Source organism: Methylobacterium sp. UNC378MF, from assembly GCF_900103195.1.
In the GTDB taxonomy this organism is placed as follows: domain Bacteria; phylum Pseudomonadota; class Alphaproteobacteria; order Rhizobiales; family Beijerinckiaceae; genus Methylobacterium.
The window spans coordinates 1-25673 of the sequence record NZ_FMWU01000037.1 but is presented as its reverse complement, the minus strand read 5'-3'; the positions used below and the strand labels follow the sequence as shown (position 1 = coordinate 25673).

The window sequence follows — 25673 nt, the reverse complement described above, 5'->3', positions numbered from 1 at the left end:
ACAGGGGATCGCTCCGATGCCGTACGAAGACCAGAACGCGGTCGTGACGTTCCTGAAGCGGGCGCTGGCGGAGGCGGGGCCGGTTGAGACCGTAACCACCCACATTTCCCGCCTCTTCCTGGCGGGGGATCGCGTGCTCAAGCTGAAGCGTGCGGTGCGCTTCCCCTATCTCGATTTCTCGACCCCCGCGCGGCGCCTCGCCGCCTGCACGGCCGAGGTTGCGCTCAACAGCCGGACCGCGCCGGCGCTCTACCGCGGCGCGCGCCGGATCACCCGCGAACCGAATGGCGCCCTGACCTTCGACGGGGCCGGAGACCTCGTGGACGCCGTCGTGGAGATGCGCCGCTTTCCGGAAGCCGACCTGTTCGACGCGATGGCGCGGGACGGGCGCCTCGGGCCGAGCCACATCGTGGATCTGGCGCAGGCCCTGGCGGCCTTCCATGCCGGAGCGGAGATCCACCGCGCGCATGGCGGAGCCGCCGCCATGGCGGCGCTCGTGGAGATGAACGACGCCGCGCTCCGGGCGACCGGCCTCGTCCCGGCGAACATCGCGGAAGCCCTCGCGGTCCGGTTCCGGGCCATCCTGGCGCGGCACGTCCCACTGCTCGACGCCCGCCGCGCCGCCGGCAAGGTCCGCCGCTGCCACGGCGATCTGACGCTGCGCAACATCTGCCTGTTCGAGGGCCGGCCGACGCCGTTCGACGGGATCGAGTTCAGCGAGTCCATCGCGACGATCGACGTGCTCTACGACCTCGCCTTCGTGCTGATGGATCTCTGGCACCGCGACCGCCCCGACCTCGCCAACCTCCTGTTGAACCGCTACCTCGACGCGGCGGACGAGACCGAGGGGATCGGCCTGCTGCCGTTCCTGATGGCGACGCGCGCCGTGATCCGCGCCCACGTCACGGCGGCCCAGGCCGAGGGTGCCGAGGACGCGGCTGCCAGGACCGCGGAGGCGCGGGCCTATCTCGACCTCGCCTGCAATCTGCTCGCGGATGCCGATGCAGGCCTGCTGGCGGTCGGCGGCTTCAGCGGTTCGGGCAAGTCGAGCGTCGCCGCGGCGGCCGCGCCCTGGATTGGGCCGGCACCCGGCGCCCGCATCCTGTCGAGCGACCGGATCCGCAAGCGCCTGCACGGGGTCGGCGCCCTCACGCGCCTGCCGGACTCCGCCTACGATGCCGCAGCGTCCGAGCGCGTCTACGCGACCCTGCGGCAGGAGGCGGGCCGTGTCCTGGCCGCGGGCCACGCTGCGGTCGCGGATGCCGTGTTCGACCGTCCCGCGGAACGGGCGGCGATCGAGGCGGTGGCGCGGACATGCGGCGTGCCGTTCTGCGGCGTCTGGCTGGAGGCCCCGGCCGCGACCCTCGCGCGCCGGATCGAGGCGCGCACGGGCGACCCCTCGGACGCCACCGCCGCCATCCTGGCCGCCCAGGTCGCGCGGGGCTGCGGTCCGCTCGCATGGCAGCGCCTCGCGGCCGACCGGCCGCTGCCGGCCCTGCGCGCGGATATCCTGTCCCTCTTCAACCGCCGCGGAGCGACCGGGATGCCGGCTCCCGCGATCAGACCGGCTCCGGCAAGCCGGGCACCAAGCGATTGACCGCCCGGGCGATCGGTGCCTCCTCGTCGGCCGGAACGACGTAGACGGCGACCGCGGATTCCGCCCGGCTGATCCGCCCGCGCCCGGCGGCGTTGCAACTCTCGTCGAGGACGACCCCCGCCCAGGCCAGCCCGGCGCAGATCGCCGCCCGGACCGCGGGCGCGTTCTCGCCGATCCCGGCCGTGAACACGAGCGCGTCGAGTCCGCCGAGCGCGGCCATGAGCGATCCGGCCTCCCGCACCGCCCGGTAGGCGAACAGGGCCAGCGCTTCCGCGGCGCGCGGATCGGCGCTCGCCTGGAGCACCCGCACGTCGTCGCTGAGGCCGGAGACGCCCAGCAGCCCGGATTCCGCGTTCAGGAGGTGCGCCACGGCGTCCGGGTCCAGGCCGCGCTCGCGGATGAGGTGGAGCACCAGCCCGGGATCGACCGCGCCGGAGCGCGTGCCCATCATCAGCCCGTCGAGGGCCGTGAAGCCCATCGTGGTCGCGATGCTGCGGCGGTCCTTCAGGGCGCAGAGGCTGGCGCCGTGCCCGAGATGGGCGACGATCACCCGGCCGTCCGCCCTGTCGCCCGCGATCCGCGGCAGGGTCTCGGCGATGTGCTGGTAGGACAGGCCGTGGAAGCCGTAGCGGACGAGTCCTGCATCGGCGAGGGCATGCGGGATCGGGAAGAGCTGCGCGAGCCGAGCTTGCGTGCGGTGGAACGCTGTGTCGAAGCAGGCCACCTGGGGCAGGCTGGGCCAAGCCCGCGTCACCGCCCGGATCGCCGCGAGGTTGTGCGGCTGGTGGGCCGGCGCCAGCGGCGTGAGGCGATCGAGCGCGGCCAGCACCGCGTCGTCCACGCGGACCGGCTCCGCGAAATCCGGTCCGCCATGGACCACCCGGTGCCCGGCGGCCGTCAAGGTCAGGTCGGGCGCATCGTCCAACGCGTCGAGAAGCCAGGCCACGCTCGTCTCGTGGTCGGCATGGGCGATCGCAGGAGTCGCGGCGAGGAAGGATGTGTGGGTTCCGGAGGCGTCGATCTTCGCCTCGCCGCCGATGCCCGAGACGCCGCCTCGGCACAGGGGCGTCTCGGTGCCCGCCGCGTAGAGGGCGAATTTGAGGCTCGATGAGCCGGCGTTCAGCACGAGGATCGTCGGCGTCATCAGGGTGTCCCGGCGCGATGGGCGAGGAGCTGCGCGAGAGCGCAGGAGGCCGAGCATGGCGGCGGGCTGTCGGCCCGGCTCGTCAGGATGATCGAGACGCGCGCGCCGAGCAGGATGCCGGCTGCATCGGCGCCCGCGAGATGGATCAGCTGCTCGGCGAGCATGGTGCCCGGCAGCTCTGCCGGGTCTCTCACATCCGCGTCGAGCATGCCCGATCTCCTGCGATGCCGCGGAGCTTACGGCAGGGGCGGCCGCAGGCCCCTGATCCAGATCAAAGCCTGGCTACGGCCGAAGCACCTGGACCGGATGACCCGCCTGCCACGTCATCGGTCAATGGGCAAGAAACAGCGGGACCGGGCTTCGGGTCAGGAGCGACTGGGTTACGCCGCCGAGAAACCATTCCTGCAGGCGTGAATGCCGGTAGGCGCCCATGACCAGCATGTCCGCGCGGAACAGTCCGACCTGGGTCCTGAGCGTCTCCGCGACGTCCTCGACAACCGGCAGGACGTTCACCGACACGTTGACGCCATGGCGCGCGAGGTGCGGGGCGAATTCGGCGCCGGCCACCGAGGCCGGCCAGTCCTTCTCGCCGACGACGGACACGATCTCGACCGCCTCGGCCGCGCGCAGGAACGGCAGCGCGTCGTTTGCAGCCCGCGCAGCCTGGGCGCTGCCGTCCCAGGCGATGACGATCCGACCTGCGCGGCATGCGGAGCGTCCCGCCGGTACCACGATGAGCGGGCGACCGCTCCCGAACAGGACCCCGTCGATCAGATCGCGATCGAGATCGATCTCCCGCATCTCCGCATCCAGGACAGTCAGGTCGGCGAGCCGGGCGCGGGCCGTGATCCGCGCGACCAGATCCGGGTAGGCAAGGGCGGGAGCCTCGGTCGTACAGATCACGCCCGCCGTCGCGGCGTCGCCGGCGATGCGTTCGGCAAGCGCCTGCGCGAGGCTGCGCAGGCGCCGGTTCTCATCCGCGACGAGGTCGTTGACGAATCCCAATCCCGCCCCTCCGACCATGGTCAGCCGGCGGGCGGCGGATTGCACGGTCAGGTGAGCGCCCGCCGCGGCGGCGAGCACGAGGCCATAGGCCAGCCCTGTCTCGGGCTCGTCGCCACGGCCCTCCTCGGTAACGGCAACCAGGATATCGCGGAAAGCGGCGAGGGGAGAGGAGGATGGAAGGGACATGAGGGCTCCGGGCTGGCGTCCGCCCGAATCTCGACCCACGCAGCCGGCCCGCCTTGATCCAGCGCAACGTCGCGCCGTTCGACATGCGCGCTCCGTCACCCGCGCCCGGACCGGTCATGACTTGCGGAAGCGGGACAGGAAACGCTCGATCGCGCGAGCCGCCGCTTCAAGTCGCGGCTTCAGCGCCGGGATGTCCTCGCTCAAGAGGGCGAGACCAAGGGGCAGCATCCAGAGGCCGAGAACCGGCAGGAACGAGAGCAGGCCGCCCCCGATCAGGGCAAGGGCCGCCGCCAGACGCGCCGGACGCCGAGAGGGCTTTCTCAGCCACGTGACCGTATCGCGCAGGTGCACGGGAAGGCGGCCGGTCAGCCGCTCGACCCGTTCGTCCCAATCCGCTGCAGTCGGGGCCATCGCTCTCCTGTCCGAGGTTGGACGCTTGCAGGGATGCTCGCATCGTCCGAGCGGCGGAGCCGCCGGACTTCACGTGGGGCAGCCACCGGATATCGAGGGCCTGAAGGCGCCGGCGGCCAGGGTTCCGAGTTGGACCACCAAGAGTGGTGCGAGACTCGCCGAGAGAACAAGGGCCCAACTGGTCCTATCAAGTGGGACGAGACCGAGCACGGCACCAATCGGAGGAAGGTGGGCCGGGCCGACGAGCAGCGCCGTGCACACGAGCAGGGCCGCCCAGACCCAGGCGTTGCCCGTGACCTCGTTGCGGAAGGGCTTCGATCCGGAGGCCCGCATGTTGAAGATCTGCCAGAGCTGCGCGAAGGCGAGCGTCAGGAAGGTGACCGTGACGACCGACGCGCGGTCGAGCGTGAGCCAGAATTCGGCAACGGCTAGGCTTCCGAAGGTCGTCGCCGTCATGAGGCCGGCATGCAGGGCGATCCGCATCCATTGCGCGCGTCCGAGGATGGGCTCCTTCGGGTTCCGCGGGGGGCGCCGGAGGATGTCGTCCTGCCCGTCTCCCATAGCCAGCGCGAAGGCTGGAAGGACGTCGGTGACGAGGTTCAGGTAGAGGATCTGCAACGGCAGGATCGGCAGCGGCAGCGTCGACATGACGGCGAGCCCGACGACCATCACTTCGCTCAGGTTGCAGGCCAGGAGGTAGGTGACGAACCGGCGGATATTGTCGAAGATAACCCGCCCCTCGCGGATCGCGCCGACGATCGTCGGGAAAGCATCGTCCAGGAGGATCATGGCCGCGGCCTCGCGCGCCACATCTGTTCCCCGCCGGCCCATCGCGATGCCGATGTCGGCCTGCTTCAAGGCCGGGGCGTCATTGACGCCGTCGCCGGTCATCGCGACGACCTCGCCCTTCTCCTGGTACGCGCGGACGAGCGCCAGCTTCTCGGCCGGGCTCACGCGGGCAAAGACGGCGACATTCTCCAATCCATCCGCCAGGCCGGTAGCGGGTATGCCCTCCGCGACGCGTAGCTCCGGGCCGGCCAGGCCGACCGCGAGGGCGATGCTTCGGGCGGTCACCGCGTGGTCGCCGGTGACCATGACCGCGCGGATGCCTGCGCCGCGGCAGGCCGCAACCGCCTCTGGCACGTCCTTGCGGGCGGGGTCCTCCAAACCGACCAAGCCGAGGAAGGCAAGCTGCTCGAAGGGAGGGGATCCCGGATCCGCCACCATCCGCTCGGCACAGGCTATGACCCGCAGGCCCCGCGCGCACAGATCCTCGACGCGGCGCCGCCACAGCTCTCGGGCAGCCTCGTCGAGCGGACGGTCGCGCGCGCCATCGCTGGCGCGCCGCGAGGCGGCGAGCACCGCCTCCGGCGCGCCCTTGATCGCCACCATGTGGCGCGGCCCGACCGCGTGGACCGTGGCCATCATGCGAGTCGCCGCCTCGAAGGCATGTTTCCGCACGAGCGGCTGATCGCGAAGGAGGGCCGCACGGTCCAACCCGACGGACCGGCCCGCCCGCAGCAGCGCCTGTTCCATCGGATCGCCGCTGCCGAGGTCAGGCCCCGGTCCGAGCGATGCGTCGTTGCAGAGGACCGCGACGCGAAGCAGCCGTTCGGCCTCGGGCGGGAGATCCGACCCCGGCCTGGGGCCGTCCAGGTCGCCGGAGGGCAACGACAGCTGCTGCACCGTCATCCGGTTCTCGGTGAGCGTGCCGGTCTTGTCGGTCAGGATGACGGTCGTGGCACCGAGTGTCTCGACGGCCGACAGGCGCTCGATCAGCGCGTTCCTCCGCACCATCCGCCACATGCCGCGCGCGAGCGCCAGGGTCGCGACGATGGGCAGGCCTTCCGGGATGGCCGCGACCGCCAGAGCAATGCCGGCCTCGGTCATGAGCCGGAAATCCTTGCCGGTCGCGACGCCGAGCCCGGCGAGGATGGTCGCGATCGCCAGGACGACCCACACCATTTGGCTGGACAGGCGCTCCAGCCGACGCTCCAGGGGTGAAGTGTCAGGTGTGGCCTGCTCCACGAGCCGCGAGACCCCGCCAAGCTCGGTTCTCGTGCCGGTCGCGACGACGACACCGGTGCCGCTACCGCGCGTTACCAGGGTGCCCCGGAACAGCATCGACGCGCGCTCGGCGTGGCGCGCATCCTCGGCAACCGGCTCCGCCGATTTGTCCACGGGAACGGATTCTCCCGTGAGCGTGGATTCGTCCGCGCCCAGGTTCGACGCCTCGATCAGCCGAATGTCGGCGGGGACCGCGTCACCGCCCTCGATCAACACGATGTCGCCCGGGACGAGATCCTCGGCGGCCAGCACCCTGGCGTGCCCGTCGCGACGGACGCGCGCCGAATGCGTCCCGAGCGCCCGCAAGCCCTCGACGGACCGGACCGCCTTCAACTCGGTGAAGAAGCCGAGGGCCGTGTTGACGACCAGGACAGCGATGACCGCAGCCGCCTCCTGCCAATCGCCGAAGAAGAAGGAGAGCCCGCCAGCTGCCGCAAGGAGATAGACGACGGGGCTTGCGAGCTGGTGCAGGAGCAGGGTGAGCTTGCCGGCCCGTCTCGTTGCAGCGATCGCGTTGGGGCCGATCCGCGCCCGCCGTTGCCGAGCCTCCGCATCCGTCAGGCCCAGGTTCAGGGACGTCCCAAATCGCTTGGAAACCTCTGGGACCGGCAGCGCATGGGCCGATTTCGCCAATGCGGGAAGGCGAGGGGCCACACCTTGAGGTCCGGACCGTGCAGCTTCCTGCGCGGAATCCGACTCAAGCATGGCGCAACTGGTCGAGGCGTGCGGCGTTCGGGCAGAAATCCGGGTGGGTGACGCCTGCAGTCCCGGCCCACAGCTCGCGTGCGCAGCGACTGCGGTTCTGGCAGCCGAGGCACGCAGCTTCAAGCTGCCGCATGGCTTCCGGGTGCCGCTGCCGGACGGCGTCGGGATCAAGGTCGAGGCTCCGCATCATCTTGGCGATGCTGCGGAGCTTCGTGGCGGCTTCAGGGGACAGAGCGGCGGGGGCCGGGTCATCGGCCGCCATCATCGTCTCCATCATCTCCTGGTCGACGTCCCGAAGCTCCTGCGCTGCCTTCAGCAGGCAGCACCATTCGTTCATCGCGGCGGCGAGACCGAACGGGTCGAACGGGTTTGGCTCGTTGGCTGATCCTGCCATTGCGGCCTCCTCAAAGGCCCTGGATGCCCCATCGCGGCGGCAAATCCCTTGATCCAGCGCAAGCCTGTCGCGGGTCACATGAGGGGCCGAGGCTGGCAGGAGCCTATGCGGGTCGAGGCCGGCATCGATCCAAGCCGCGACCTACAGCGGAGGCGGCGCTCGAGCGTTTCGAGGCCGGCGCGGCAATCCGGTGAGGGTGAGCCGAGCCACGCGCATGCGCTTGATTTGCGTCAAGGCCGGCCGCCGTAGCCGGTCGGAGGATGGCCGATCCGCAGCCGGCACGGTCCGGGACAGGGCTCAGGAGGGGATTTCCATGACCACGACATTCGAAGAACGCGAGCGGGCTGCCGAACTCCGCTTCGTCCGAGAGGAGGAGGCGCGGTTTCACGCCCGCAATCGCCGCAACCGCCACCTGGCCACCTGGGCCTGCGAGCGGATGCGCCTGACCGGCCAGCCGGCGGAGGCCTACGTGAACGCCTTCACCGAATCCGCCATCCTGACCGACGACGCGTCCCTGATCGAACGCATCCTGACCGATCTGAAGTCGGCGGGCATCGAGACGACCATCCCCCACCTGCGTACGGAGATGGATCGGTGCGCGGCACTCGCCCGGGCCGAGCAACCCGCCGGCATTGCCCCGGATCAAGGCTCCTCCGTCTAGACCGCGCAGGATCATGCGGCGTCTCGACGCTCCGGCACGAACCGACGAGACGCCCTGAGGAAGGACGCCAGGACCGACAAGGATCTACGCCTCTCAATCGGCGTTCGCCGACGATGCGACCTTCCCGCTCCTCGATACCCGCCCCACAGGGCGGATGTCTCCGGGGACGATGCGGTGCCGGGCTGCAGACGGCACTGAGGGGCGTCGCGGGAACAGCCCGCCGGCGGCGGTTGCGCGGTTGGCTGCCGAGGGACGCTGGTCGTGCGAGGCGAGGCCGTCGATCGATGTCGGCTCGTCCGTGCCAGTCCGGACGGGGACACCGCGGAGGCGGAAGGCGCCGGCGTCCAGGACGCCGGTCACCGTCCGTCCTCAGCGATGATCATCAGCTCATCGAGGTCCCGGCCTCTCCGGTCTCGTCCGCTTCGACCGGGCCGCACTGCATGATGTCGCCCTCGATCCGGCGGCTGTGGTCCTCGGGCGCGTGCCGTTCCGGCCACGCCCAGTCCCGCACCTCCGGCAGGTCGTCGCCGGTCCGGCGGACATACGCGCTGTGGGCAGCGAGCGCGTCCCGGAGCGCCTCCTCGGCATGCTCGCCCCGGGCTCCCAGATGCGGTGCGGCCCGCAGGGCAGCCTGTGCGAGGTGGAACCGGTCGAGCCGGTTCAGCACGCACATGTCGAAGGGTGTCGTCGTCGTGCCCTCCTCGATGAAGCCGTGGACGTGGAAGTTGCCGTGGTTCGTCCGCTTGTAGGTCAGCCGGTGAATGAGCCACGGATAGCCGTGATAGGCGAACACCACCGGACGGTCGCGGGTGAACAGGCTGTCGAAGGTCGGGTCGTCGAGCCCGTGCGGGTGCGTCTCGGGTGCAGGCAGCGTCATCAGGTCGACCACGTTCACCACCCGGATTTTGAGGTCCGGGACATGCCGGCGCAGCCAGTCCACTGCGGCGAGGGTCTCCTGGGTCGGCACGTCGCCCGCGCAGGCCATCACGACGTCCGGTTCCGCGTCGCCCTCGTTCGAGGCCCAGTCCCAGATCCCGACGCCGGCCGCGCAGTGGCGAAGAGCCTCGTCCAGAGTCAGCCATTGCAGGGCAGGCTGCTTGCCGGCCACGACGACGTTGATGCGGTCATAGGTGCGCAGGCAATGGTCCGTGACGCACAGAAGGGTGTTGGCGTCCGGCGGCAGATAGATCCGCGCCGTGTCGCCACGCTTGTTCGCCACGAAGTCGATGAAGCCCGGATCCTGGTGGCTGAAGCCGTTGTGGTCCTGTCGCCAGACATGGGACGAGAGCAGGATGTTCAGGGACGGCACCGGTCGGCGCCAGGGCAGGTCACGCGAGGATTTCAGCCACTTGGCGTGCTGGTTCACCATCGAGTCCACGACATGCGCGAAGGCCTCGTAGGTCGCGAACAGGCCGTGCCGTCCGGTGAGCACATAGCCTTCGAGCCAGCCCTCGCAGAGGTGCTCGCTCAGCACCTCCATGACCCGGCCGTCGCGCCGGAGGTGGTCGTCGCCCGGCAGGATCTCCTCCTGCCAAGCGCGGCCCGTCACGTCGAACACCGCGTCGAGGCGGTTCGAGGCGGTCTCGTCCGGCCCCATGATGCGGAAGTTCCGAGCCTCCGCGTTCAGGGTCAGGACCTCCCGCAGGTACCTCCCGAGCGCGCGGGTGGCCTCCGCACGGGTGCGGCCCGGCTCCGGTACCGCGACGGCCACGCGGCTCAGGTCCGGCAGACGCAAGGGCGCGCTCTTGTGCGCGTTGGCGTGCGGATTGGCCGAGATGCGCCGCGGTCCCTTGGGAGGCAGCGCAGCGAGGTCGGGCATGAGCGAGCCGTCTGCGGTGAACAGCTCCTCCGGACGATAGGAGCGCATCCAGGCTTCCAGGATCGCGCGGTGCTCCGCGTTCTCCCGCACGGCCGCCACGGGCACTTGGTGCGAACGCCACGTGCCCTCGACCGGGTTGCCGTCCACCCATTCCGGTCCCGTCCAGCCCTTGGGGCTGCGCAGCACGATCATGGGCCACCGCGGTCGGCCGGCCTCACCGGAAGCGGCGCTCTTACGGATCTCCGCGATCGCATCGAAAGCCGCATCGAGGGCCGCGGCCATGGCTTGGTGCATCCGGGCCGGCTCGTCGCCCGCGACGAAGGTCGGCTCGTAGCCGTAGCCGACGAGGAGGCTGCGCAGCTCGGCTTCCGGTATGCGGGCGAGGAGGGTCGGGTTGGCGATCTTCCAGCCGTTGAGGTGCAGGATCGGCAGGACCGTGCCGTCATGGCGCGGATCGAGGAACTTGTTCGCGTGCCATGCGGCGGCGAGCGGCCCCGTCTCGGCCTCGCCGTCCCCGACGATGCAGGCGACGGTCAGGCCCGGGTTGTCGAGGGCGGCGCCGAAGGCGTGCGCCAGAGAGTAGCCGAGTTCCCCACCCTCGTGGATCGAGCCGGGAAGCTCGGGCGAGGCGTGGCTGGGTATGCCGCCGGGAAACGAGAATTGCCGGAACAGGCGCGCCATACCGTCGAGGTCTCGGGCCACGTCCGGGTAGATCTCGCTGTAGGTGCCCTCCAGGTAGGCGTTGGCCACGAGCCCCGGGGCGCCGTGGCCCGGTCCCCAGACCGCGATCATGTCGAGGTCCCGCTGCCGGATGACCCGGTTCAGGTGCGCGTAGATGAAGTTGAGGCCCGGCGTCGTGCCCCAGTGCCCGAGAAGCCGCGGCTTGACGTGCTCCAACTTCAGCGGCTCGCGCAGGAGCGGGTTGGCCATGAGGTAGATCTGGCCGACCGACAGGTAGTTGGCCGCGCGCCAATAGGCATCGATGCGCCCGAGGCTTTCGGGTCCGAGGGGGCCCGGCACGAAGGCCAAGTCGTGCCTGCCATCCGCTGAGTCGCCGTCGCGGCGTTCCTCGCGGAGTTTCTTCGGCTCGCGCCTCACGTCCATGTCGGTCTCCCGGTTGCGGATGTCGGGAGACCGTGCAGGCGGCCGAGGCCCGTGGCGTTGAGGTGGATCAAAGCGGCTTCGGCTTCTGTCGGCAGGATGTCTCCGGTCAGCAAGACGGGAGAGAACGATGGCCCTGGTGCTTCGAACCACCTTCATCACGACGGTACGCCGCGGGCGGGTGCCGGTCATGCTGGCGCCGAAGAACGATGCCGGTCCCCGGGTCGTCACGGACGCGGCACGCTACCGGTCCATCGGCAGCCTGCAGGCGCTGGCGCTCGCCATCGGAGCCGCGATGGTGACGCCCGCGCTGCTCTGGCTCGCGCTCTGAATCCTGCCGCAACATCAAGGAGACGGGCGATGGACGACAGGAACGTGCACCAACATGTGCTCGACGAGCTGGCATATGCGCCGATGATCGACGCGGCGCAGATCGGCGTCACCGTCGAGAACGGCATCGTGACCCTGACGGGGCATGTTCGGAACTACGCCGAGAAGAGCATCGCCGAGCGCGTCGCGCTCCGGGTTCGCGGCGTGCGGGCCGTGGTCGAGCGGATCGAGGTCCGCTACCCGACGAATCCGAGCGTCGGCGACGAGGCCCTGGCCGAGCGGTGCGCCCGGGTGCTGGAATGGGACGTGCAGATCCCGGAGCGCTCGGTCTCCCTCAAGGTCGAGAAGGGCTGCGTCACGCTCGAAGGCTGCGTGCCGCACTACCACCAGAAGGCGGCGGTCGATAAGGCATTGCGGCGCTTGGCCGGGGTCACCGACATCGTCAACCTCATCGCCGTGAAGCCGCCGGTCCAACCCGCCGAGGTCAAGGACAGGATCCTCGCGGCCCTGAGGCGCAGCGCCCGGGACCCGGACACGATCCGGGTGCACGTGGACGGCGACACGGTGACCCTGGACGGCTGCGGCGACCTCTGGAGCGAGCGCGAACTGGCCGAGCGGGCCGCATGGTCGGCGCCCGGCGTGCGGGCCGTCGAGGACCGCCTGACGCTCGCGTGAGGTCGGTCGGATGCTGGCGATGGTCCTGCGCGAGGTCGGCGCGCGCCTCGTTCCGGAGGAACGGCCGGATCCGGAACCCGCTCCGGGAGAGGTTCGCATCCGGGTCGAGGCCTGCGCGGTGTGCCGCACCGACCTTCACGTCATTGACGGCGAACTCCCGCAGACGGTCTACCCCATCGTGCCGGGCCACGAGGTGGTCGGCATCGTCGAGGCGGTCGGCGCGGGCGTGACTAGCCGAGCGCCCGGCACGAGGGTCGGCGTGCCCTGGCTCGGGCACGCCTGCGGCCGCTGCCCCTACTGCCAGACGGATCGCGAGAACCTCTGCGACGCCCCGGGCTTCACCGGCTGCACGCGCGACGGCGGGTTCGCGACCCATCTTCTGGCAGAGGCCGCCTTCACCATCCCGCTCGACGCCGGCCTGGACCCGGTCGCGACCGCGCCGCTCCTCTGTGCCGGACTGATCGGCTGGCGAACCCTGCGGATGGCCGGCGCGGCCGGCACCGTCGGGCTCTACGGCTTCGGGGCGGCCGCCCACATCGTCGCTCAGGTCTGCCGCTGGCAGGGCCGGCGCGTGTTCGCGCTGACGCGACCGGGGGACCGCGAGGCTCAGGACTTCGCGCGCGCGCTCGGCGCTGCGTGGGCCGGCGGTTCGGACGAGGCGCCGCCCGAGCCGCTGGACGTCGCCCTGATCTTCGCCCCGGACGGCCGTCTCGTGCCTGCCGCCCTGAAGGCGGTGCGCAAGGGCGGACGCGTCGTCTGCGGCGGCATCCACATGAGCGACATCCCCGCCTTCCCCTACGATCTGCTCTGGGGCGAGCGCGCCGTACTCTCGGTGGCGAACCTGACCCGCGAGGATGCCCGCAGCTTCTTCGAGATTGTCCCGCGTGCCGGCATCGTCACGCACACGCGCGCTTACCCGCTGGCCCGAGCCAACGAGGCGGTCGCGGCCCACCGATCCGGCGCTCTCCGCGGTGCGGCGGTACTCGTACCGTAATGTGCGGCTCCGGATTCCACGCCGAGCCCAGTAACGCGCCCCGGGAGCAGGGCATGCTCCGATGAGAGCCCTGCGCAAGCGCGCGTGCACCCCGATGGACGCTTTCGCCCCAGCCAAGCACCGGGGGGGCGGTGACCTCCTTGACGGAACGCCGTCCTAGGCGGCCTGACGCGAGAAGCCGTCCAGGGCCTGTCGGAGCAGGCCGTACTTCGCCTGGGTGACGCGCAACTCGCGGAACCAGTCGACCAATCCGCCCCACGGGTCGTTGAGCTGCCTCAGCCCCGCGACGAAGGCGACGACGGTCCCGAGTTCCGTTGCACCGTGCACGACGAGGTAGCCGCCCAGACCCAAGGTCAACGCCACGCCGGAATGGTGCATCAGGTTCATCAGGAAGTTCATCGAGAACTTCAGCTTGAAGATGCCCATGTTGAGCCGGAATACCCGTTCGATCCGCGCCGTCTGTAGCCTCGATGGCTCGTGTCGCCCCTGGCCGATGATGCCGCCACTGATGCTGCGCAACGTGCCCGTCCGCTGGACGACACGCCGATTGATCGCCTGCTGCATCAGCGGCACGAAGACCGCTTGGGGCGCGAAGACCGCCAGCGCCAGGGCCGCCATCAGCGGGTCGAGGTACAGCATGTACCCGAACGTTCCCGCGACGATGCCGCCCTGCAGGACCGGTTCCGACACGCTCACCCCGACGAAGGCGCCGACCGGCTCCGCCTCCGCCAGGACGAGCGAGACCTCCACACCCTCGACCTCGGCACGGTCTTCCGGAGCCAAGCTCCCGAGGTCGTCCAGCAGTGTCTTGCGGAGCCGGCGAACGGCGCTCTCGCCGAGGTAGCTGCGGTACAGGTTGAGCCCGAGCTTCAGGGCACCCATTGCGGCGGCGGCCGTGATGTAGAGCAGCGCAAGCAGGACGATCGTACGGGCGTTCCCGCCGGGGAGAGCGGCGTTGACGATGCGCCGCTGCAGCTCAAGAGGCGCCAGGTCCGCCACGAACAGGACGATGGCCATCACCACCAGCGCAAGCTGATGGAATCCGCTCGCATCCTTGATGAACGCCAGGAGCGTCTGCGGCGTCGCGAGCCGGTGGCGCTTTTGCCGGAGGCCGGGCACAGCCGAAGCCAGGGTCGCGATTGCGGGCGGCATGAGACCTCCATGCCGAACCTCATGGTCCCATCCGGCAAGGGCCGGCATTGCGCTCGATCAACCGGTCCGGAGACCGCCTCCCGCCGCGCCCCGAAGAACTCGCCCCGAAGAACGCGCCCCGGTCGGGTTGGACCCGGTTCCGTTGAGATGGATCAAGGTCAAGACCGCAGGCCCGGGCGACGGTGCCTCAACCAGGGCGGCAGGCCCGGGCACGAGAGGCGGTCATGCGGATCTCAAACATCATGGTCTCGGTCGACCTCGGGGCCGCGGCGGCGGACCGGGTCCAGCTGGCGGCCGGCCTCGCGGCACGGTTCGGGGCCAAGCTGACCGGCGTCGCCGCACGGCCGGTCCTCGGACCCATGCCGGTCGGCGACATGCTGGAGGTCGAGCGTGTCTGGACCCTCGAGGAGCGCCTGACCGACGAGCAACTCGCGGAGGCCAAGGCCCTTTTCGAGCGCGAGGCCGGGCAGGCGCCCAAGACGGGCTGGCGCTCCGCACCCACCGATCCGTTGGCTTACCTCGGTGCGCAGGCGCGCACCGCCGACCTCGTGGTCGTCGGCCGGCAGGGGCCTGCGGACGGTGACCCTGGTCCGATGGCGGCTTCCACCGGGGGCCTGCTGATGGAGGTGGGGCGTCCCGTGCTGGTGGTCCCACCGGGCATCGAGCACCTCGCAGCCAAGCGGGTCGTGGTGGCCTGGAAGGACACGCCGGAGGCACGCCGCGCCCTTCACGACGCCCTGCCGGTCCTGGGACATCCCGAGCAGGTTTGCGTGGTGGCCGTGGGGCCGGACGCGCAAAACGTGGGCGCCGAGGGCGCGGCCGAGTACCTGTCCGGGCACGGGATCAAAGCCACGACCCACCTGCTCCGCAAGCCGGAGATCGACACCGCCGACGAGATCCTCCACTTCGCCGGACGCGAGGATGCAGATCTCATCGTGATGGGCGCCTACGGCCACAGCCGCCTGCGCGAGTGGGTCTTCGGCGGTGTCACGCGTCGCGTCCTGCAAGCGGCCCCTGTTTGCTGCCTGATGAGCCACTGATGCGCCAAGCTGCCATCCTCCTCACCGGCGTTCTGGCGCTCGAACTCGTCCTTCCCGCCGCGCCCGCGGCGGCCTGGGACCGGCATGTGCGACAAGGCGAGACCATCGCGCGGACCAATTGCGCGCGATGCCACGCGGTCGGCCGCGTCGGCGACAGTCCGCTGCGGGCCGCGCCGCCCTTCCGCGACCTGCACACGCGCTATCCCGTCGACGATCTCGCCGAGGCGCTTACCGAGGGCATCCGCACCGGTCACCCGAGCATGCCGGAGTTCCGGTTCGACCCGGACCAAGCCCAAGACCTGATCGCCTACCTGAAATCGCTGGAACGCTGAGGGAGAACCCCAATGTACCTCCGCTGCCTTCTCGTCCCCACCGGCCCCGGCATCGACGCCACCCGTCGGCTGGACGCCGCGCTGCGGCTAGGCCGGCGCCTGCACGCGCATATCGGCGTCGCCTTCATGGCGCCGGGCCCGGAGCATGTGCTCGCCGGCATGGCGAGCCTCGCGCCCGTGGACGGCACGACCATCGAGGCCATCGAGCAGGGCGTCCGCGAGGCGGCGGCCGACGGCAAGGCTGCCGTTCAGGCGTGGTGTGAGCGCGAAGGGGTGCCGTTCGCATCCGCGAACGGCCGGCTGGACACCACCTTCGCGACCTGGACCGAGCTCTCCGGCGAGGTCGAGCCCCTGCTGACGCTCGCGGGCCGGGTCAACGACCTCGTGATCGTCGACCGGCCCGACCCGAAGGTCCCGTTTACCGGCCGGGCGCTCGACACGGCCCTGTTCTCGGTGGGCCGGCCGACGCTGATGATCGGCGACACCGTACCCTATGACCTGCTCGACCACGTCGTGATCGCCTGGAACGGCAGCCTGGAGGCGACGCGCCTGATCGGGCAATCCATCGCGCTGCTGCACGAGGCCACGCGGGTCACGGTCGTGCATGCCAGGACCGAACGCTTCGACGAGACCCGGGCCGCCGACCTCTGCGGCTACTTGCAATGGCACGGCGTCGTGGCCGAGGCCGTCACCCTGCCAGTCCATGACGGGATCTCGGTCGGCGAGGCGATCCTGGCCGAAGCCAAGCGGCAGGGCGCCTCCATGCTGGCCCTGGGCGCCTACACCCACAGCCGGGTGCGCGAGTTCCTGCTCGGGGGCGTCACCCGGCATATGGTCGAGCACGCGCGCATTCCGGTCCTCATGGCCCACTGATCCATCGGGCATGCGAGGTGGCGCATGGCGGCCGGACCGCCGTGCTGCCCCTCACCGCCGCGGGTCGTGGCATGTATGCGCGGGGCGTCGACGGGATCGACGGCGATCTTCGCGCCGATGCGCTGCGTCCGTGCCTCGGGAGCGTCGTCGCCTTCCCTGTGCGTCCGGTCGAGCGTCGCGGCCTTTTGCATGAGAGTGGACCTTCGGCCGACCCCAGCCGTACAGACCCGCGTCGGCGCTTCCCGAAAGCAGCCATTCGTCGGCTACCCGGCTGCTTTGGCTAGCAGCCAGACCTTGACCCCTTGTCCCGAAGCAGACGCGCGGCTCGCAATCTAACCTCGCTATGAAAGCCATCCTACGCCACCCTCGTGGATAGGTGTTGGCTACCGGCCGTTCGGTCCCCGCTCGCCGCAGGTGCCAGGCCGCGCTGAGCAGGTCTGCATCCAGCAGAAGCTGATCAAGCTGCTTGCTGCTCCAGATGCAGGTAGGTGGGGTCAAACTCGGAGACCCGCATCAACTCGTCCCACGCCTCGATCACCAGCGTGTGGCTCCGGAGCGTGATCAGGGTCTGGCCGCGCATGTCTTTCAGCACGCGGTTGACGTGTACAGATGTAAGACCCAGCGCATCGGCGAAATCGGTCTGGGTGATGGGCATCGGGCAGCGGTAATCCCCAGCTAGTCCAACGGCCTGGAGCTTCAGGTACATCTCGCAGAACAGATGGCCGATACGCTCGAAGGCCGAGCGCCGCCCGATGCCGATCATCCATTCACGGAAGATCCCGGCATCGATCAGTGTGTTGCGCCATAGGAGAGCGGCGATGCCAGGATGCTGGGCCGTAAGCTCCCGCAGGTTCTCGTGCGGAATGAAAGCCAAGGTGGCCTTCGTCACCGTCGCGAGGCTGTGGTCCATGGTGTGGATGTGCAGGCTCTGGAGATCCGGGATGTCGCCTGCGATGTGGAACGACAGGATCTGGCGTTTGCCCTGGCTCAACAGCTTGTACCTGCACGCCCAGCCGTCGAGGATGAGGCAGCAATGCGAGGGTTTGTCGCCGTCGCGCACAATGTCATGCCGGCCGTCAAGGCGGTTGATCCTCACAGGCAGGCGCTCGATGGCCTGACGTTCCTCATCAGAGAGGGTCGCGATGCTCTCCAGCTTGCGGACGAGCATGGTTGTGGCGTGCGGGATAGGGGCTGACGGCATGTCGCTCCACCTTGCATTGCAGGCGGAAGCGCGGGGCTCTCCCAGCCACCGGCGCCTGTCTCGGACCGGCCGATGATACGACGAAAGTAGAGCGGAAATCAGCAGCGGCAACAAACATAAATTTGGTTATTTCCCGGGCGGGGGAATAAATTGCAGCGAGAACCCGGGCTCCTGCGGCCGGATTTCCTGTCTTATGGACGGTACAGGACAGCGCATGCCTCGCTTCTTCATCGATACCGACGACGGTGATACCTTCGTTGAGGATGACGAGGGTCTGGATCTACCCGATTCAGAAGCGGCCCGAGAAATCGCTCTTAGGGCACTTCCGGACATAGCTCGGGACAAGATGCCGGACGGGGACGACCGAACCTTCCGCGCCAGCGTCCGGGACGAGACAGCGGCGGTGATCTACGAGGCGACGCTGACGCTGGCGGGTGGGTGGAAGGTGGATCGACCCCCGTCGTGATGATCTGACGCCCAGGCGCATTGCGCGCGCTCAAGCTGCGGAGATCCGTTTTACCGGGTGCCTGGAAGCGAACCTTCCGAGCGCCTGCGTCGGGTCGTCAGCGGGCGGGGCCGCGAAGTCCGCCATGATGCCTTTGCCGCTCGAAAGCCGTCAGGCGGGTATCCACCCCTCTGACACAGTCACGCGGGCCTGCGCGATGACCGAGGCTGGCTGGGAGCGGTTCGTCCGCTTCGGAGGACCCCGCCGCGCAGGCGGACGCGCGGCGTCCGACCGGAGCCTCCGTTCCTGAGCGAGCCAGTTCGTCCCAAAGCAACCGACGACGGCCACTCATCGGTCCCGCCAAGCTTTGCTGATCTGATCCATCAGCGGCTTCGTCAGATAGGACAGCACCGTGCGGTCACCGGTCTTGAGAAAGGCGTCGACCGGCATGCCCGGCACGAGACGGATCTCGCCCAAGCGCGCGCGCTCGGCATCGGAGACCCGGATACGCGCCTTGTAGAAGCTCAGACCCGTCTTCGGGTCCTGCGTCACGTCCGCCGCTACGCGATCCACGAGCCCGCTGATCTCCGGCGTTGTGCGCTGATTGAGCGCCGAGAAGCGCAGAGTCGCGAGCTGATCGATCTGCACGTGGTCGATATCCTTCGGGTCCACCCGCACTTCGACAGCGAGTTCGTCTGACTCGGGGACGATCAGCATCGCGGGTTCGTTCGGGGTCACGAGGCCGCCCACCGTGTGCACCGTCATCTGATGAACGACGCCATCCTGTGGCGCCCGAAGATCGGTTCGCCGCAGCTGATCGAGGGCGGCCGTCCGCTTCTCCTCATATTCCGACCATTTGCTCCGAATGTCGGTCAGGTCCTTGCTGACCTCGTTCCGCATGTCCTCGTCGACCTGCATGATCTGCAGTTCGACCTCGTTGATCTTGCCCTTGGTCTGTGCGATCGAGGCGGCAAATCTGCCGCGGTCACCGTCGAGCCTCGCGGCCTCGCGCTCGAGGGACGTCAGGCGGGGAAGCTGAATCAGGTTCTTCAGCCAAAGCTCACGGATGCCCTTCAGCTCCTGGTCCACAGCGGAGACCTCCCGCGTCTTCGCGGCCATCTGATCGTTGATCCCGGCGATCTCCTGGCTGAGCTGGGCGACGCGTTCGCGCAGCTGGGCCTTGCGGCCCTGCCGTGCCTTGCTGCGCGCCAGGAACAGGCGGGTCTCGCTGTCGATGAGGCGGGCGACCGCGTCGTCCGAGGATGCGCGGGCCTGGAGATCGGAGGGAAAGTTGAGGGCGATGTCGCCATCGCGCTCGGCCTCCTCGCGCGTCCGCTTGGCGGCGAGCGCATCCATCGCGCGGAGAACGGTGTCGAGGATCGCCCGCGGCTGCGTCTCGTCCAAGCGCACCAGGATGTCGCCGGCCCTGACGTGCTCGCCTTCGCGCACGCGCAACTCGCCGACGATCCCGCCGATCGGATGCTGGACCTTCTTCACGTCGCTCTCGACCACGAGCCTTCCGGACGCGATGACCGCGCCGCCGATCTGCGTGAAGCTCGCCCACCCGCCGACGCCGCCGACGAGCGTCGTAACCAACAGGGCGGTGAAGCGGACCTGTCGTCGGATCGCCGCCCGGGACGCATGACCGAGGGGCGGCGACGCGTGCTCTGGTGCGACGCGCATCGGAATGGCGGTGGGCATCCTGTCCCCTCCTGGGGTGTGAGGTGTGCACGACGTCCCGGCGCGACGGCCGGGTGCGCGGCTGACCGGCGTTGCGGGCGTGGTGCGGTCTCGACGGGATGAGATGGTGTCGCACGCCCGTGCCGCGGGTCCGTGAGCAAGGTCACGCAGCGGATCGAGGTCGATCCCGGCAACGCGCTACGGCAGCGTCCCGACGAAGCGGTGCCCGATGACCACCCGGCCGCCGCGTACCACCTCGAAGGTCGCCTCGTAGGTCCCCGCGCGGAAGCCCCCGGCCGGACGCCGCCTCCCTGTGAAGACCAGAGATTGTGCGCGTGGATTGGCGAGGGGCGGCAACTGGTTCTCAACGAGGATCTGTCCGTCCGGACCGCGGACGACGAGACGCTGCACGTCGCCGGCCTCGAGGCTGATCGCCCGGACCCAGGCGACCAGTGTCTCGGCGCGAGCGCGGAGGGGACTGGCGGTCTCGGCCTCGACGGCGGCCATCGTCACGGGGCCGTCGGAAAAGCCGGAATTGAGGACCGACCCGGTCCGGTAGCGAAGGCTCGCGCGGACCGCTTCATCCCAGAGGCTCGCTTGGCGGCCGGGATGAGCTGAACCGTCGATCGCGAAGGGATCAACGGGCCGATCGGCGCGGCGAACGGTAAAATGGAGATGTGGAAACTCCGTTGCGCCGGAGAGGCCGACATGACCGATGACTTGGCCGGCCGCCACGGCTTGGCCGGGTCGCACCGTCACGCTGCCCTGGGCCAGATGGCAATACTGGGTCTCGTATGATTCCGCATGCGCGATGACGAGACCGTTTCCGCATTCGGCGCCGGCCACCTTCGCCATCCCAGTCTCGCGAACCGAGACGTCGGGCGCGTCCGTACGGATTCGGAGGACAGTGCCGGCAGCTGCCGCCCGCACGGCTCCGAGCGGTCCGGCCGCTGCGACGGATGAAGCAAGGCGGAAGTCCGTTCCGTCATGCCGATCGTAGGTCTGCGAACCGCCGGTGAAGTCGCGAGCCTCGGGACCGGGGTCGCGATCTACATAGTACTGGACGAAGCAGGTTCGGCCCGGATCGCAGGCGAGCGGAAGCTGCAGTTGGAGAGAATCGGCACCTGCTCGCATCGACCACAGAGTCGTCGCAAGGAGGCAGGCGAAGACGCGTGACGCTAGCATGACCGGCTCGCTTTCCAGGATTCCCAGCTTGATGTTCTCAGGCGCATCCGAGGCGGATTTCCCGGCATCGCCCGGGCGACGCGACGAAACATCCGGCGGCCTCGCCGCGCGCCGAGCCGCGGGCTTCGCGACTGCCGGGACCGGCCTGCTTGAGGCTCCCGCGGATCCAATTCGGTGGCAGCAGGTCACCATCTGCGGTGACGATCCAGGGTTGCCGATCGGGATGAGTCAGGACGGCAGCCGCCGCAGCGATCGCTTCGCGCAGGCTGTCGAACTGCTCGGGATGCCTTGAGAGGAAGCGGGCCGCTCCTTCGTGCCAGACCTTGAGGGACGCAGGACGTTCGAGGATTTCGACTTCCATCGCTCGGGTTCCTTGGGCGGTGGCGGCACGCGGCCTCTCAAGGGGATCCGGCGGCCTCAGGTGCAGTTCACCTGCTCCTGTTCTGGCCCTGAATGTTCCACCCTCCCGGATCGGCGACTGTGAGCGAGATCACCGATCCGGTGCGTCGGACAGGCGCCCGGACGGGCGCATCCGGCGGTGACGGTCGGGCCGGTTCGGCGGGCAGGCCGCCGTCACCGCCAGGGAGGATCGGAACTCCCGTGCGGAGCGACGGCCGATTCGCCAGGCCGGCCGGATCGCGCAGCCACCTGCCGTTGCTGATGGCCGGGATCGGGGTTCCTCGTCCGCACAGCCCCGCAGAGCCGCGACACAGCGGTCGCGGGAGACCGGCGGAGCCGACGTGATCCCGATCACAGTCCGGCGCGGGACCGCCGGCTCATATCGGTCTCACGACACGCGGCGGACCCGAGCCCGTCGCCACGATGAGGTCGCCGAAGCCTTCCCGAGGAGACGGAACATGTTCGAATTCCTGAAGAAGAGACTCCAGGCTCAGTCGTCCAAGCGGGTCACCGAAGTGGGCTGGACCATCACCGATACCAAGGCGGCCCTCATCTGGGACGACCCGGAGCCGTTTCGGCGAGACCTCGGCCGGGCAGCATCGGCCAAATCAGTCCAAGGCTGCCCGGCAGCGGTCGATTTCGATGCCCGTCACATCGTGATCCGATGCCCCGTCGACCTCCATCTGCGCATCAACCTGGAGGAGGGCCGTGCCCCGGTCCTGGAGAATGTGGACGGCGCCCGCAGCACGATCCGCCCCAAGCACATCGGCCAGATGGTGAGCATCGTGAGCCCGGCCGAGTGGCGCCACCCGAAGCGGCCCATCCTGCAGATCATCACGCCCTACCTCTTCCTCTCGGACGAGGTCGCCTACATCAACCAACTCCCGCCGTTTCTCGACTATCAAGCCGACCCACTTCCAGGGACGCTGATCAGCGGCCGCTTCCCGGTCCACATCTGGCCGCGTCCTTTGATGTGGGCCTTCGAGTGGCACGATACGTCGAAGAACCTGATCCTGCGCCGCGGCCAGCCCTGGTTCTACGTACGCTTCGACACACTTGATCCCTCGAAGCCGACGCGCCTCGTGGAGGCGGAGATCACGCCGCAGGTGCAGCGCTACATCGACGATATCAGCGGCGTCACGAATTACGTGAATCGCACCTACGCGCTGTTCGAGAGGGCCAAGAAACGCCGGCCCGAGCAATTGCTCGTTCCGCGCGCGGACCGGAAGGCAACGCGTTCAGCCGCCAAGTGCCCGATGGCCGCTTGAGCACAACCGGATGAGGCTGGTCAGGCGTACATGTTGTCCGGCCCAGCTCGCTCGAACGCTCCCTGTGTGAGCCTGCTCACGGCTTCTCGGCCCTGTCGATCGCAGATTTAGCCATCCGGGCCCGGCTGGCCGCTCGCTCTCGGAATCTCCGGCCCGGGGCCTTGCCGGGCTTCTTCGGCCAAACGATCCAGCAGAGGGATGATGTGCGATGAAACCGGCGTCCGTCGAACTCGGCGCGGCACTGTCGAGCTGCCGCTCGGCCCTGGCCAGCCTCATCGTCACCAGCGGCCTCCTCAACATCCTGTATCTGACAGCCTCGTTCTTCATGTTGCTGATCTCCGACCGTATTCTCCCGAGCCGGTCGGTGCCGTCCCTCATCGGTCTCGTCCTCCTGGCTCTGATGCTCTACGCGTTCCAGAGCGCCCTCGAGGCGCTCAGGGGCCGCATCCTGAGCCGGATCGGTGCCGTCCTCGATGAATGCCTCAGCCCCCGCGTCTTCGACGCGCTCGTGCGCGGTCCTCTGGAGGGCGGGGCCGCCACCAACAGCCAGATGCCGCTGCGGGATCTCGATCAGGTGCGCGGCTTCCTCGGAGGCTCGGCACCAACGGCACTCTGCGACCTGCCCTGGATGCCGCTCTACTTCATCATCTGCTTCCTGTTTCATCCCCTGATCGGCTTCGCCACCGTCTCGGGAGCGCTCCTCCTCGTCGCGATCACCCTCGTCGCGGACCGCCTCACGCGCGGCCCGTCGAAAGTCGCGACCGAGCACGGGCAGCGCCGGAGCAGCGTGACGGAGGCCAGTTGCCGCAACGCCGATGTCCTGATCGCCATGGGCATGCAGGGCCACTTCGCGGCCCGGTGGCACGATGCCCACTCCCAATACCTCCTGGCGCAGCAGCGCATGAGTGACGTCGCGGGCGCTTCGAGCGCTGTCTCGAAGGCGGCCCGTATGGCGCTGCAGTCGGGCGTCCTGGCGCTCGGCGCCTATCTGGTGATCCGCGGCCAGAGTTCGCCCGGCATCATCATCGCCTCGTCGATCCTGCTCGGCCGCGCCCTGGCGCCGCTCGATGCGACGATCGCGAACTGGAAAGGTGTCATCGCCGCGCAGCAGAGCTGGAGCCGGCTCGCCGACACGATCACCAAGGCGTCGGCTGCGCGGCCCATCTTCACCCTGCCGGCGCCCATGCAGGTGCTCAAGGTGGAGGGCGTGAGCGTCGCCCCCCCCGGCAGCACGCGCCTCACGGTGAAGGAGGTGCGGTTCAGCCTGAAGGCGGGGCAGGCGCTCGCCGTCACCGGCCCGAGCGGATCTGGCAAGTCGACCCTGGTCCGAGCGCTCGTCGGCATCCTGCCTCTGGCCCGAGGAACGGTCTGGCTCGACACCGTGCCGATCTCCCAGTGGCAGGCCGCGGATTTCGGACGCCACGTCGGATACCTTCCGCAGGAGGTCTCGCTCTTCGCCGGCACGGTGGCGGAGAACATCGCCCGCTTCGCGCCCCACGCGGACCGTGCTGAAATCGAAGAGGCCGCGCGACAGGCGGGGGTCCACCAGCTGATCGAAAGTCTGCCAGAGGGCTATCAAACGGTTCTGGGCGACGGTGGCACGGGCCTGTCCGGCGGCCAGCGGCAGCGCATCGGCCTCGCCCGCGCCCTGTTCGGCTCGCCTTTCCTCCTCGTCCTCGATGAACCGAACGCCAACCTGGACGGCGAGGGCGACGCCGCCTTGACCCGAGCGATTCTCAGCGTCCGGGCCCGCGGCGGCATCGTCATCATCGTGGCCCACCGGATGAGTGCACTGACTGCCGTCGACTTGATGCTGACGATCGAGGCCGGCCAGGTTACGGCTTTCGGGACCAAGGACGAAGTGCTCCGCAAGATTCGGGGACAGTCAGGCGGCGAGGTGAAGAGCGCGCGGGCCGATACCGGTCCCGGCCGCACGGCGGCGCACCATCCCCCGATGCACATCGTGAAGGAGAGCGCCTGACATCGTCCGGCGAAGAGGCGGGGATGCGGCCAGGGCCCGGTGGAAGGCCCTCTGAGCGGGCGGTCCGGTCATCCGGGCCGCCCGCGCCGTTCTGGAGAGGGCACGGTCGGGAGGGCGGCCGTGGCGCCTGGCCCGGCTGCGCGCAGCCCGCGCCCTGCTGTCGAGCGGCGCCGGCCAAACCACGCGGCGGCCGTGGCATCGGGCCCTGCGTGATGGCGACCTGCTTCGGACCGGCGGTCGCACGCTCGTTCCCGAGGCGACGCCGCCTTTCGACAGGCCGGGCTGCCTTCGCGCCGATCCCCAGCTCCGATCGGGACCGGTCCTGAATGGAAAACCGGACGGGCCGGCAAGGCTATGGAACGGGAAGACGACCCGAATTGCGGGTCCGGAGAGATTGCCATGCCCGCCGCCGCGCCAGGAGGCTTCCGGGGCGAGGGCGAGTGGGTCGGTTCGGACCGGCAGCGGAGCGGGCTACCAAGATACTGCCGCATCGGCCGAGCGGCAGGCGCAACGAGAAACACGCGGTTAACCGAAGCGTTATCGCAACTCTCGTGAAAGTTTCGATAGACGGTCGATGCTGAGCCGAGACGGCGCGACATGCATCAACTGGGCGTCCGTCGACCGGATCGATGGAAGAGCACTTCTGAGCGGCGCTGAAGGCGGGGCACCCGGATGGTACCGGCGGCAAGAGGCCGAGGCTCCTTCCGGCGACACGCCTGTGGGCCAGGGGTGATCCTCCACTCAGTCACCGAGCGGTCCATTGTGATCTTCATCACGGTATCCACCCCGACATCATCGTAAAACAAAGTCGACTTCGACGGGGAAACCTCCGGATCAAGTCTCATATATCGCAGAAAAAACTGTGCAATCCATAGATAAACCGTTGGGCGGCGAGGCGCCGTCCCACAATTGATGGAGTGACGGACATGGCTAAGATCTACGGCACCTCTGGCAACGACACCATCTACGGTGGCGATGGCAACGACACCATCTACGGTGGCGGTGGAAACGACACCATCTATGGTGGC

At 69.2% G+C, this 25673-nt stretch carries 23 protein-coding genes and 1 pseudogene; 13 read left to right on the top strand and 11 right to left on the bottom strand.

Going from position 1 to position 25673, the window contains the following annotated elements; all coding sequences use genetic code 11:
* Positions 1 to 16 precede the first annotated feature (16 nt).
* Positions 17 to 1597, top strand: coding sequence for a bifunctional aminoglycoside phosphotransferase/ATP-binding protein (locus tag BLT59_RS27150; RefSeq protein ID WP_091788355.1), 1581 nt, complete (start codon positions 17 to 19; stop codon positions 1595 to 1597).
* Here the strand turns inward: BLT59_RS27150 and BLT59_RS27145 are convergent.
* The 6 genes from BLT59_RS27145 to BLT59_RS27120 all read right to left on the bottom strand — a co-directional run bounded on the left by BLT59_RS27145 (position 1560) and on the right by BLT59_RS27120 (position 7509).
* A complete protein-coding gene (locus BLT59_RS27145; RefSeq protein WP_091788352.1) occupies positions 1560 to 2741 on the bottom strand; it encodes an acetate/propionate family kinase in 1182 nt (393 codons plus the stop codon). The genes BLT59_RS27150 and BLT59_RS27145 overlap by 38 nt on opposite strands.
* Complete coding sequence (locus tag BLT59_RS27140; protein WP_210185995.1) at positions 2741 to 2950, bottom strand: hypothetical protein; 210 nt, start codon at positions 2948 to 2950, stop codon at positions 2741 to 2743. The genes BLT59_RS27145 and BLT59_RS27140 overlap by 1 nt, the downstream gene beginning before the upstream one ends.
* Positions 2951 to 3071: 121 nt before the next feature.
* Entirely contained in the window at positions 3072 to 3932 is an 861-nt protein-coding gene (locus BLT59_RS27135; RefSeq protein ID WP_091788349.1) for a universal stress protein, read from the bottom strand.
* Between the two features lie 114 nt (positions 3933 to 4046).
* Positions 4047 to 4343, bottom strand: coding sequence for a hypothetical protein (locus BLT59_RS27130; RefSeq protein WP_091788346.1), 297 nt, complete (start codon positions 4341 to 4343; stop codon positions 4047 to 4049).
* A gap of 69 nt (positions 4344 to 4412) precedes the next feature.
* Positions 4413 to 7064 (bottom strand): cation-translocating P-type ATPase, encoded by a 2652-nt coding sequence (locus BLT59_RS27125; protein ID WP_244514168.1) that lies wholly within the window; start codon positions 7062 to 7064, stop codon positions 4413 to 4415.
* 43 nt (positions 7065 to 7107) lie between these two features.
* Complete coding sequence (locus BLT59_RS27120) at positions 7108 to 7509, bottom strand: DUF6455 family protein (protein WP_091788340.1); 402 nt, start codon at positions 7507 to 7509, stop codon at positions 7108 to 7110.
* A 313-nt stretch (positions 7510 to 7822) separates the two neighbouring features.
* On the opposite strand from BLT59_RS27120, the gene BLT59_RS27115 reads away from it, so the two are divergent.
* The gene (locus BLT59_RS27115) at positions 7823 to 8170 is read left to right on the top strand and encodes a DUF1476 domain-containing protein (RefSeq protein WP_091788337.1); all 348 of its coding nucleotides are present in this window, start codon (positions 7823 to 7825) and stop codon (positions 8168 to 8170) included.
* 382 nt (positions 8171 to 8552) lie between these two features.
* Here BLT59_RS27115 and BLT59_RS27110 read toward each other — a convergent pair whose 3' ends face one another.
* The gene (locus tag BLT59_RS27110) at positions 8553 to 11093 is read right to left on the bottom strand and encodes a phosphoketolase family protein (protein ID WP_091788334.1); all 2541 of its coding nucleotides are present in this window, start codon (positions 11091 to 11093) and stop codon (positions 8553 to 8555) included.
* A gap of 127 nt (positions 11094 to 11220) precedes the next feature.
* Here BLT59_RS27110 and BLT59_RS27105 point away from each other — a divergent pair, with 127 nt between their 5' ends.
* From BLT59_RS27105 to BLT59_RS27095, 3 genes are read left to right on the top strand one after another with little or no spacing between them, the layout of a single operon-like run.
* Positions 11221 to 11421, top strand: a complete 201-nt coding sequence (locus BLT59_RS27105; RefSeq protein WP_091788331.1) for a hypothetical protein — start codon at positions 11221 to 11223, stop codon at positions 11419 to 11421.
* A 29-nt stretch (positions 11422 to 11450) separates the two neighbouring features.
* Complete coding sequence (locus BLT59_RS27100; RefSeq protein WP_091788328.1) at positions 11451 to 12095, top strand: BON domain-containing protein; 645 nt, start codon at positions 11451 to 11453, stop codon at positions 12093 to 12095.
* A gap of 10 nt (positions 12096 to 12105) precedes the next feature.
* The gene (locus tag BLT59_RS27095) at positions 12106 to 13089 is read left to right on the top strand and encodes a zinc-dependent alcohol dehydrogenase family protein (protein WP_091788325.1); all 984 of its coding nucleotides are present in this window, start codon (positions 12106 to 12108) and stop codon (positions 13087 to 13089) included.
* Between the two features lie 156 nt (positions 13090 to 13245).
* Here BLT59_RS27095 and BLT59_RS27090 read toward each other — a convergent pair whose 3' ends face one another.
* Positions 13246 to 14241: an ABC transporter ATP-binding protein gene (locus BLT59_RS27090; RefSeq protein ID WP_091788322.1), complete on the bottom strand. Its 996-nt coding sequence runs from the start codon at positions 14239 to 14241 to the stop codon at positions 13246 to 13248.
* Between the two features lie 224 nt (positions 14242 to 14465).
* Here BLT59_RS27090 and BLT59_RS27085 point away from each other — a divergent pair, with 224 nt between their 5' ends.
* Genes BLT59_RS27085 through BLT59_RS27075 form a run of 3 tightly spaced genes read left to right on the top strand, consistent with a single transcriptional unit; the run spans position 14466 to position 16486 of the window.
* A complete protein-coding gene (locus tag BLT59_RS27085) occupies positions 14466 to 15281 on the top strand; it encodes a universal stress protein (protein WP_091788319.1) in 816 nt (271 codons plus the stop codon).
* The gene (locus BLT59_RS27080) at positions 15281 to 15613 is read left to right on the top strand and encodes a c-type cytochrome (RefSeq protein ID WP_091788316.1); all 333 of its coding nucleotides are present in this window, start codon (positions 15281 to 15283) and stop codon (positions 15611 to 15613) included. The genes BLT59_RS27085 and BLT59_RS27080 overlap by 1 nt, the downstream gene beginning before the upstream one ends.
* A gap of 12 nt (positions 15614 to 15625) precedes the next feature.
* A complete protein-coding gene (locus BLT59_RS27075) occupies positions 15626 to 16486 on the top strand; it encodes a universal stress protein (RefSeq protein WP_091788313.1) in 861 nt (286 codons plus the stop codon).
* A 457-nt stretch (positions 16487 to 16943) separates the two neighbouring features.
* On the opposite strand, the gene BLT59_RS27070 is transcribed toward BLT59_RS27075, so the two are convergent.
* Positions 16944 to 17687, bottom strand: coding sequence for a Crp/Fnr family transcriptional regulator (locus tag BLT59_RS27070; protein WP_091788310.1), 744 nt, complete (start codon positions 17685 to 17687; stop codon positions 16944 to 16946).
* A gap of 214 nt (positions 17688 to 17901) precedes the next feature.
* Here BLT59_RS27070 and BLT59_RS27065 point away from each other — a divergent pair, with 214 nt between their 5' ends.
* Positions 17902 to 18153: a DUF6894 family protein gene (locus BLT59_RS27065; protein WP_091788433.1), complete on the top strand. Its 252-nt coding sequence runs from the start codon at positions 17902 to 17904 to the stop codon at positions 18151 to 18153.
* A 327-nt stretch (positions 18154 to 18480) separates the two neighbouring features.
* On the opposite strand, the gene BLT59_RS27060 is transcribed toward BLT59_RS27065, so the two are convergent.
* Entirely contained in the window at positions 18481 to 19833 is a 1353-nt protein-coding gene (locus BLT59_RS27060; protein WP_175544150.1) for an HlyD family type I secretion periplasmic adaptor subunit, read from the bottom strand.
* 177 nt (positions 19834 to 20010) lie between these two features.
* Positions 20011 to 20946: a M23 family metallopeptidase gene (locus BLT59_RS27055; RefSeq protein ID WP_280141087.1), complete on the bottom strand. Its 936-nt coding sequence runs from the start codon at positions 20944 to 20946 to the stop codon at positions 20011 to 20013.
* Positions 20947 to 20995: 49 nt separating this feature from the next.
* Between BLT59_RS27055 and BLT59_RS31530 the strand changes: the two genes are divergently transcribed.
* From BLT59_RS31530 to BLT59_RS27035, 4 genes and pseudogenes are all read left to right on the top strand, one after another.
* Positions 20996 to 21289 carry a hypothetical protein gene (locus BLT59_RS31530; RefSeq protein ID WP_175544149.1) on the top strand — a complete coding sequence of 98 codons (294 nt, stop codon included), beginning with the start codon at positions 20996 to 20998 and terminating at the stop codon, positions 21287 to 21289.
* Positions 21290 to 21854: 565 nt separating this feature from the next.
* Positions 21855 to 22664, top strand: a complete 810-nt coding sequence (locus BLT59_RS27045; protein ID WP_091788304.1) for a hypothetical protein — start codon at positions 21855 to 21857, stop codon at positions 22662 to 22664.
* A gap of 208 nt (positions 22665 to 22872) precedes the next feature.
* A complete protein-coding gene (locus BLT59_RS27040; protein ID WP_091788301.1) occupies positions 22873 to 24645 on the top strand; it encodes a type I secretion system permease/ATPase in 1773 nt (590 codons plus the stop codon).
* Between the two features lie 926 nt (positions 24646 to 25571).
* Positions 25572 to 25673: pseudogene (locus BLT59_RS27035) on the top strand (calcium-binding protein); the annotation flags it as partial.

Bases quoted from the DNA above. Each gene is read 5' to 3' on its own strand.
- BLT59_RS27150 (WP_091788355.1), top strand. From the start codon at position 17: ATGCCGTACGAAGACCAGAACGCGGTCGTGACGTTCCTGAAGCGGGCG.
- BLT59_RS27145 (WP_091788352.1), bottom strand. From the start codon at position 2,741: ATGACGCCGACGATCCTCGTGCTGAACGCCGGCTCATCGAGCCTCAAA.
- BLT59_RS27140 (WP_210185995.1), bottom strand. From the start codon at position 2,950: ATGCTCGACGCGGATGTGAGAGACCCGGCAGAGCTGCCGGGCACCATG.
- BLT59_RS27135 (WP_091788349.1), bottom strand. From the start codon at position 3,932: ATGTCCCTTCCATCCTCCTCTCCCCTCGCCGCTTTCCGCGATATCCTG.
- BLT59_RS27130 (WP_091788346.1), bottom strand. From the start codon at position 4,343: ATGGCCCCGACTGCAGCGGATTGGGACGAACGGGTCGAGCGGCTGACC.
- BLT59_RS27120 (WP_091788340.1), bottom strand. From the start codon at position 7,509: ATGGCAGGATCAGCCAACGAGCCAAACCCGTTCGACCCGTTCGGTCTC.
- BLT59_RS27115 (WP_091788337.1), top strand. From the start codon at position 7,823: ATGACCACGACATTCGAAGAACGCGAGCGGGCTGCCGAACTCCGCTTC.
- BLT59_RS27110 (WP_091788334.1), bottom strand. From the start codon at position 11,093: ATGGACGTGAGGCGCGAGCCGAAGAAACTCCGCGAGGAACGCCGCGAC.
- BLT59_RS27105 (WP_091788331.1), top strand. From the start codon at position 11,221: ATGGCCCTGGTGCTTCGAACCACCTTCATCACGACGGTACGCCGCGGG.
- BLT59_RS27100 (WP_091788328.1), top strand. From the start codon at position 11,451: ATGGACGACAGGAACGTGCACCAACATGTGCTCGACGAGCTGGCATAT.
- BLT59_RS27095 (WP_091788325.1), top strand. From the start codon at position 12,106: ATGCTGGCGATGGTCCTGCGCGAGGTCGGCGCGCGCCTCGTTCCGGAG.
- BLT59_RS27090 (WP_091788322.1), bottom strand. From the start codon at position 14,241: ATGCCGCCCGCAATCGCGACCCTGGCTTCGGCTGTGCCCGGCCTCCGG.
- BLT59_RS27085 (WP_091788319.1), top strand. From the start codon at position 14,466: ATGCGGATCTCAAACATCATGGTCTCGGTCGACCTCGGGGCCGCGGCG.
- BLT59_RS27080 (WP_091788316.1), top strand. From the start codon at position 15,281: ATGCGCCAAGCTGCCATCCTCCTCACCGGCGTTCTGGCGCTCGAACTC.
- BLT59_RS27075 (WP_091788313.1), top strand. From the start codon at position 15,626: ATGTACCTCCGCTGCCTTCTCGTCCCCACCGGCCCCGGCATCGACGCC.
- BLT59_RS27070 (WP_091788310.1), bottom strand. From the start codon at position 17,687: ATGCCGTCAGCCCCTATCCCGCACGCCACAACCATGCTCGTCCGCAAG.
- BLT59_RS27065 (WP_091788433.1), top strand. From the start codon at position 17,902: ATGCCTCGCTTCTTCATCGATACCGACGACGGTGATACCTTCGTTGAG.
- BLT59_RS27060 (WP_175544150.1), bottom strand. From the start codon at position 19,833: ATGCCCACCGCCATTCCGATGCGCGTCGCACCAGAGCACGCGTCGCCG.
- BLT59_RS27055 (WP_280141087.1), bottom strand. From the start codon at position 20,946: ATGCGAGCAGGTGCCGATTCTCTCCAACTGCAGCTTCCGCTCGCCTGC.
- BLT59_RS31530 (WP_175544149.1), top strand. From the start codon at position 20,996: ATGACCGGCTCGCTTTCCAGGATTCCCAGCTTGATGTTCTCAGGCGCA.
- BLT59_RS27045 (WP_091788304.1), top strand. From the start codon at position 21,855: ATGTTCGAATTCCTGAAGAAGAGACTCCAGGCTCAGTCGTCCAAGCGG.
- BLT59_RS27040 (WP_091788301.1), top strand. From the start codon at position 22,873: ATGAAACCGGCGTCCGTCGAACTCGGCGCGGCACTGTCGAGCTGCCGC.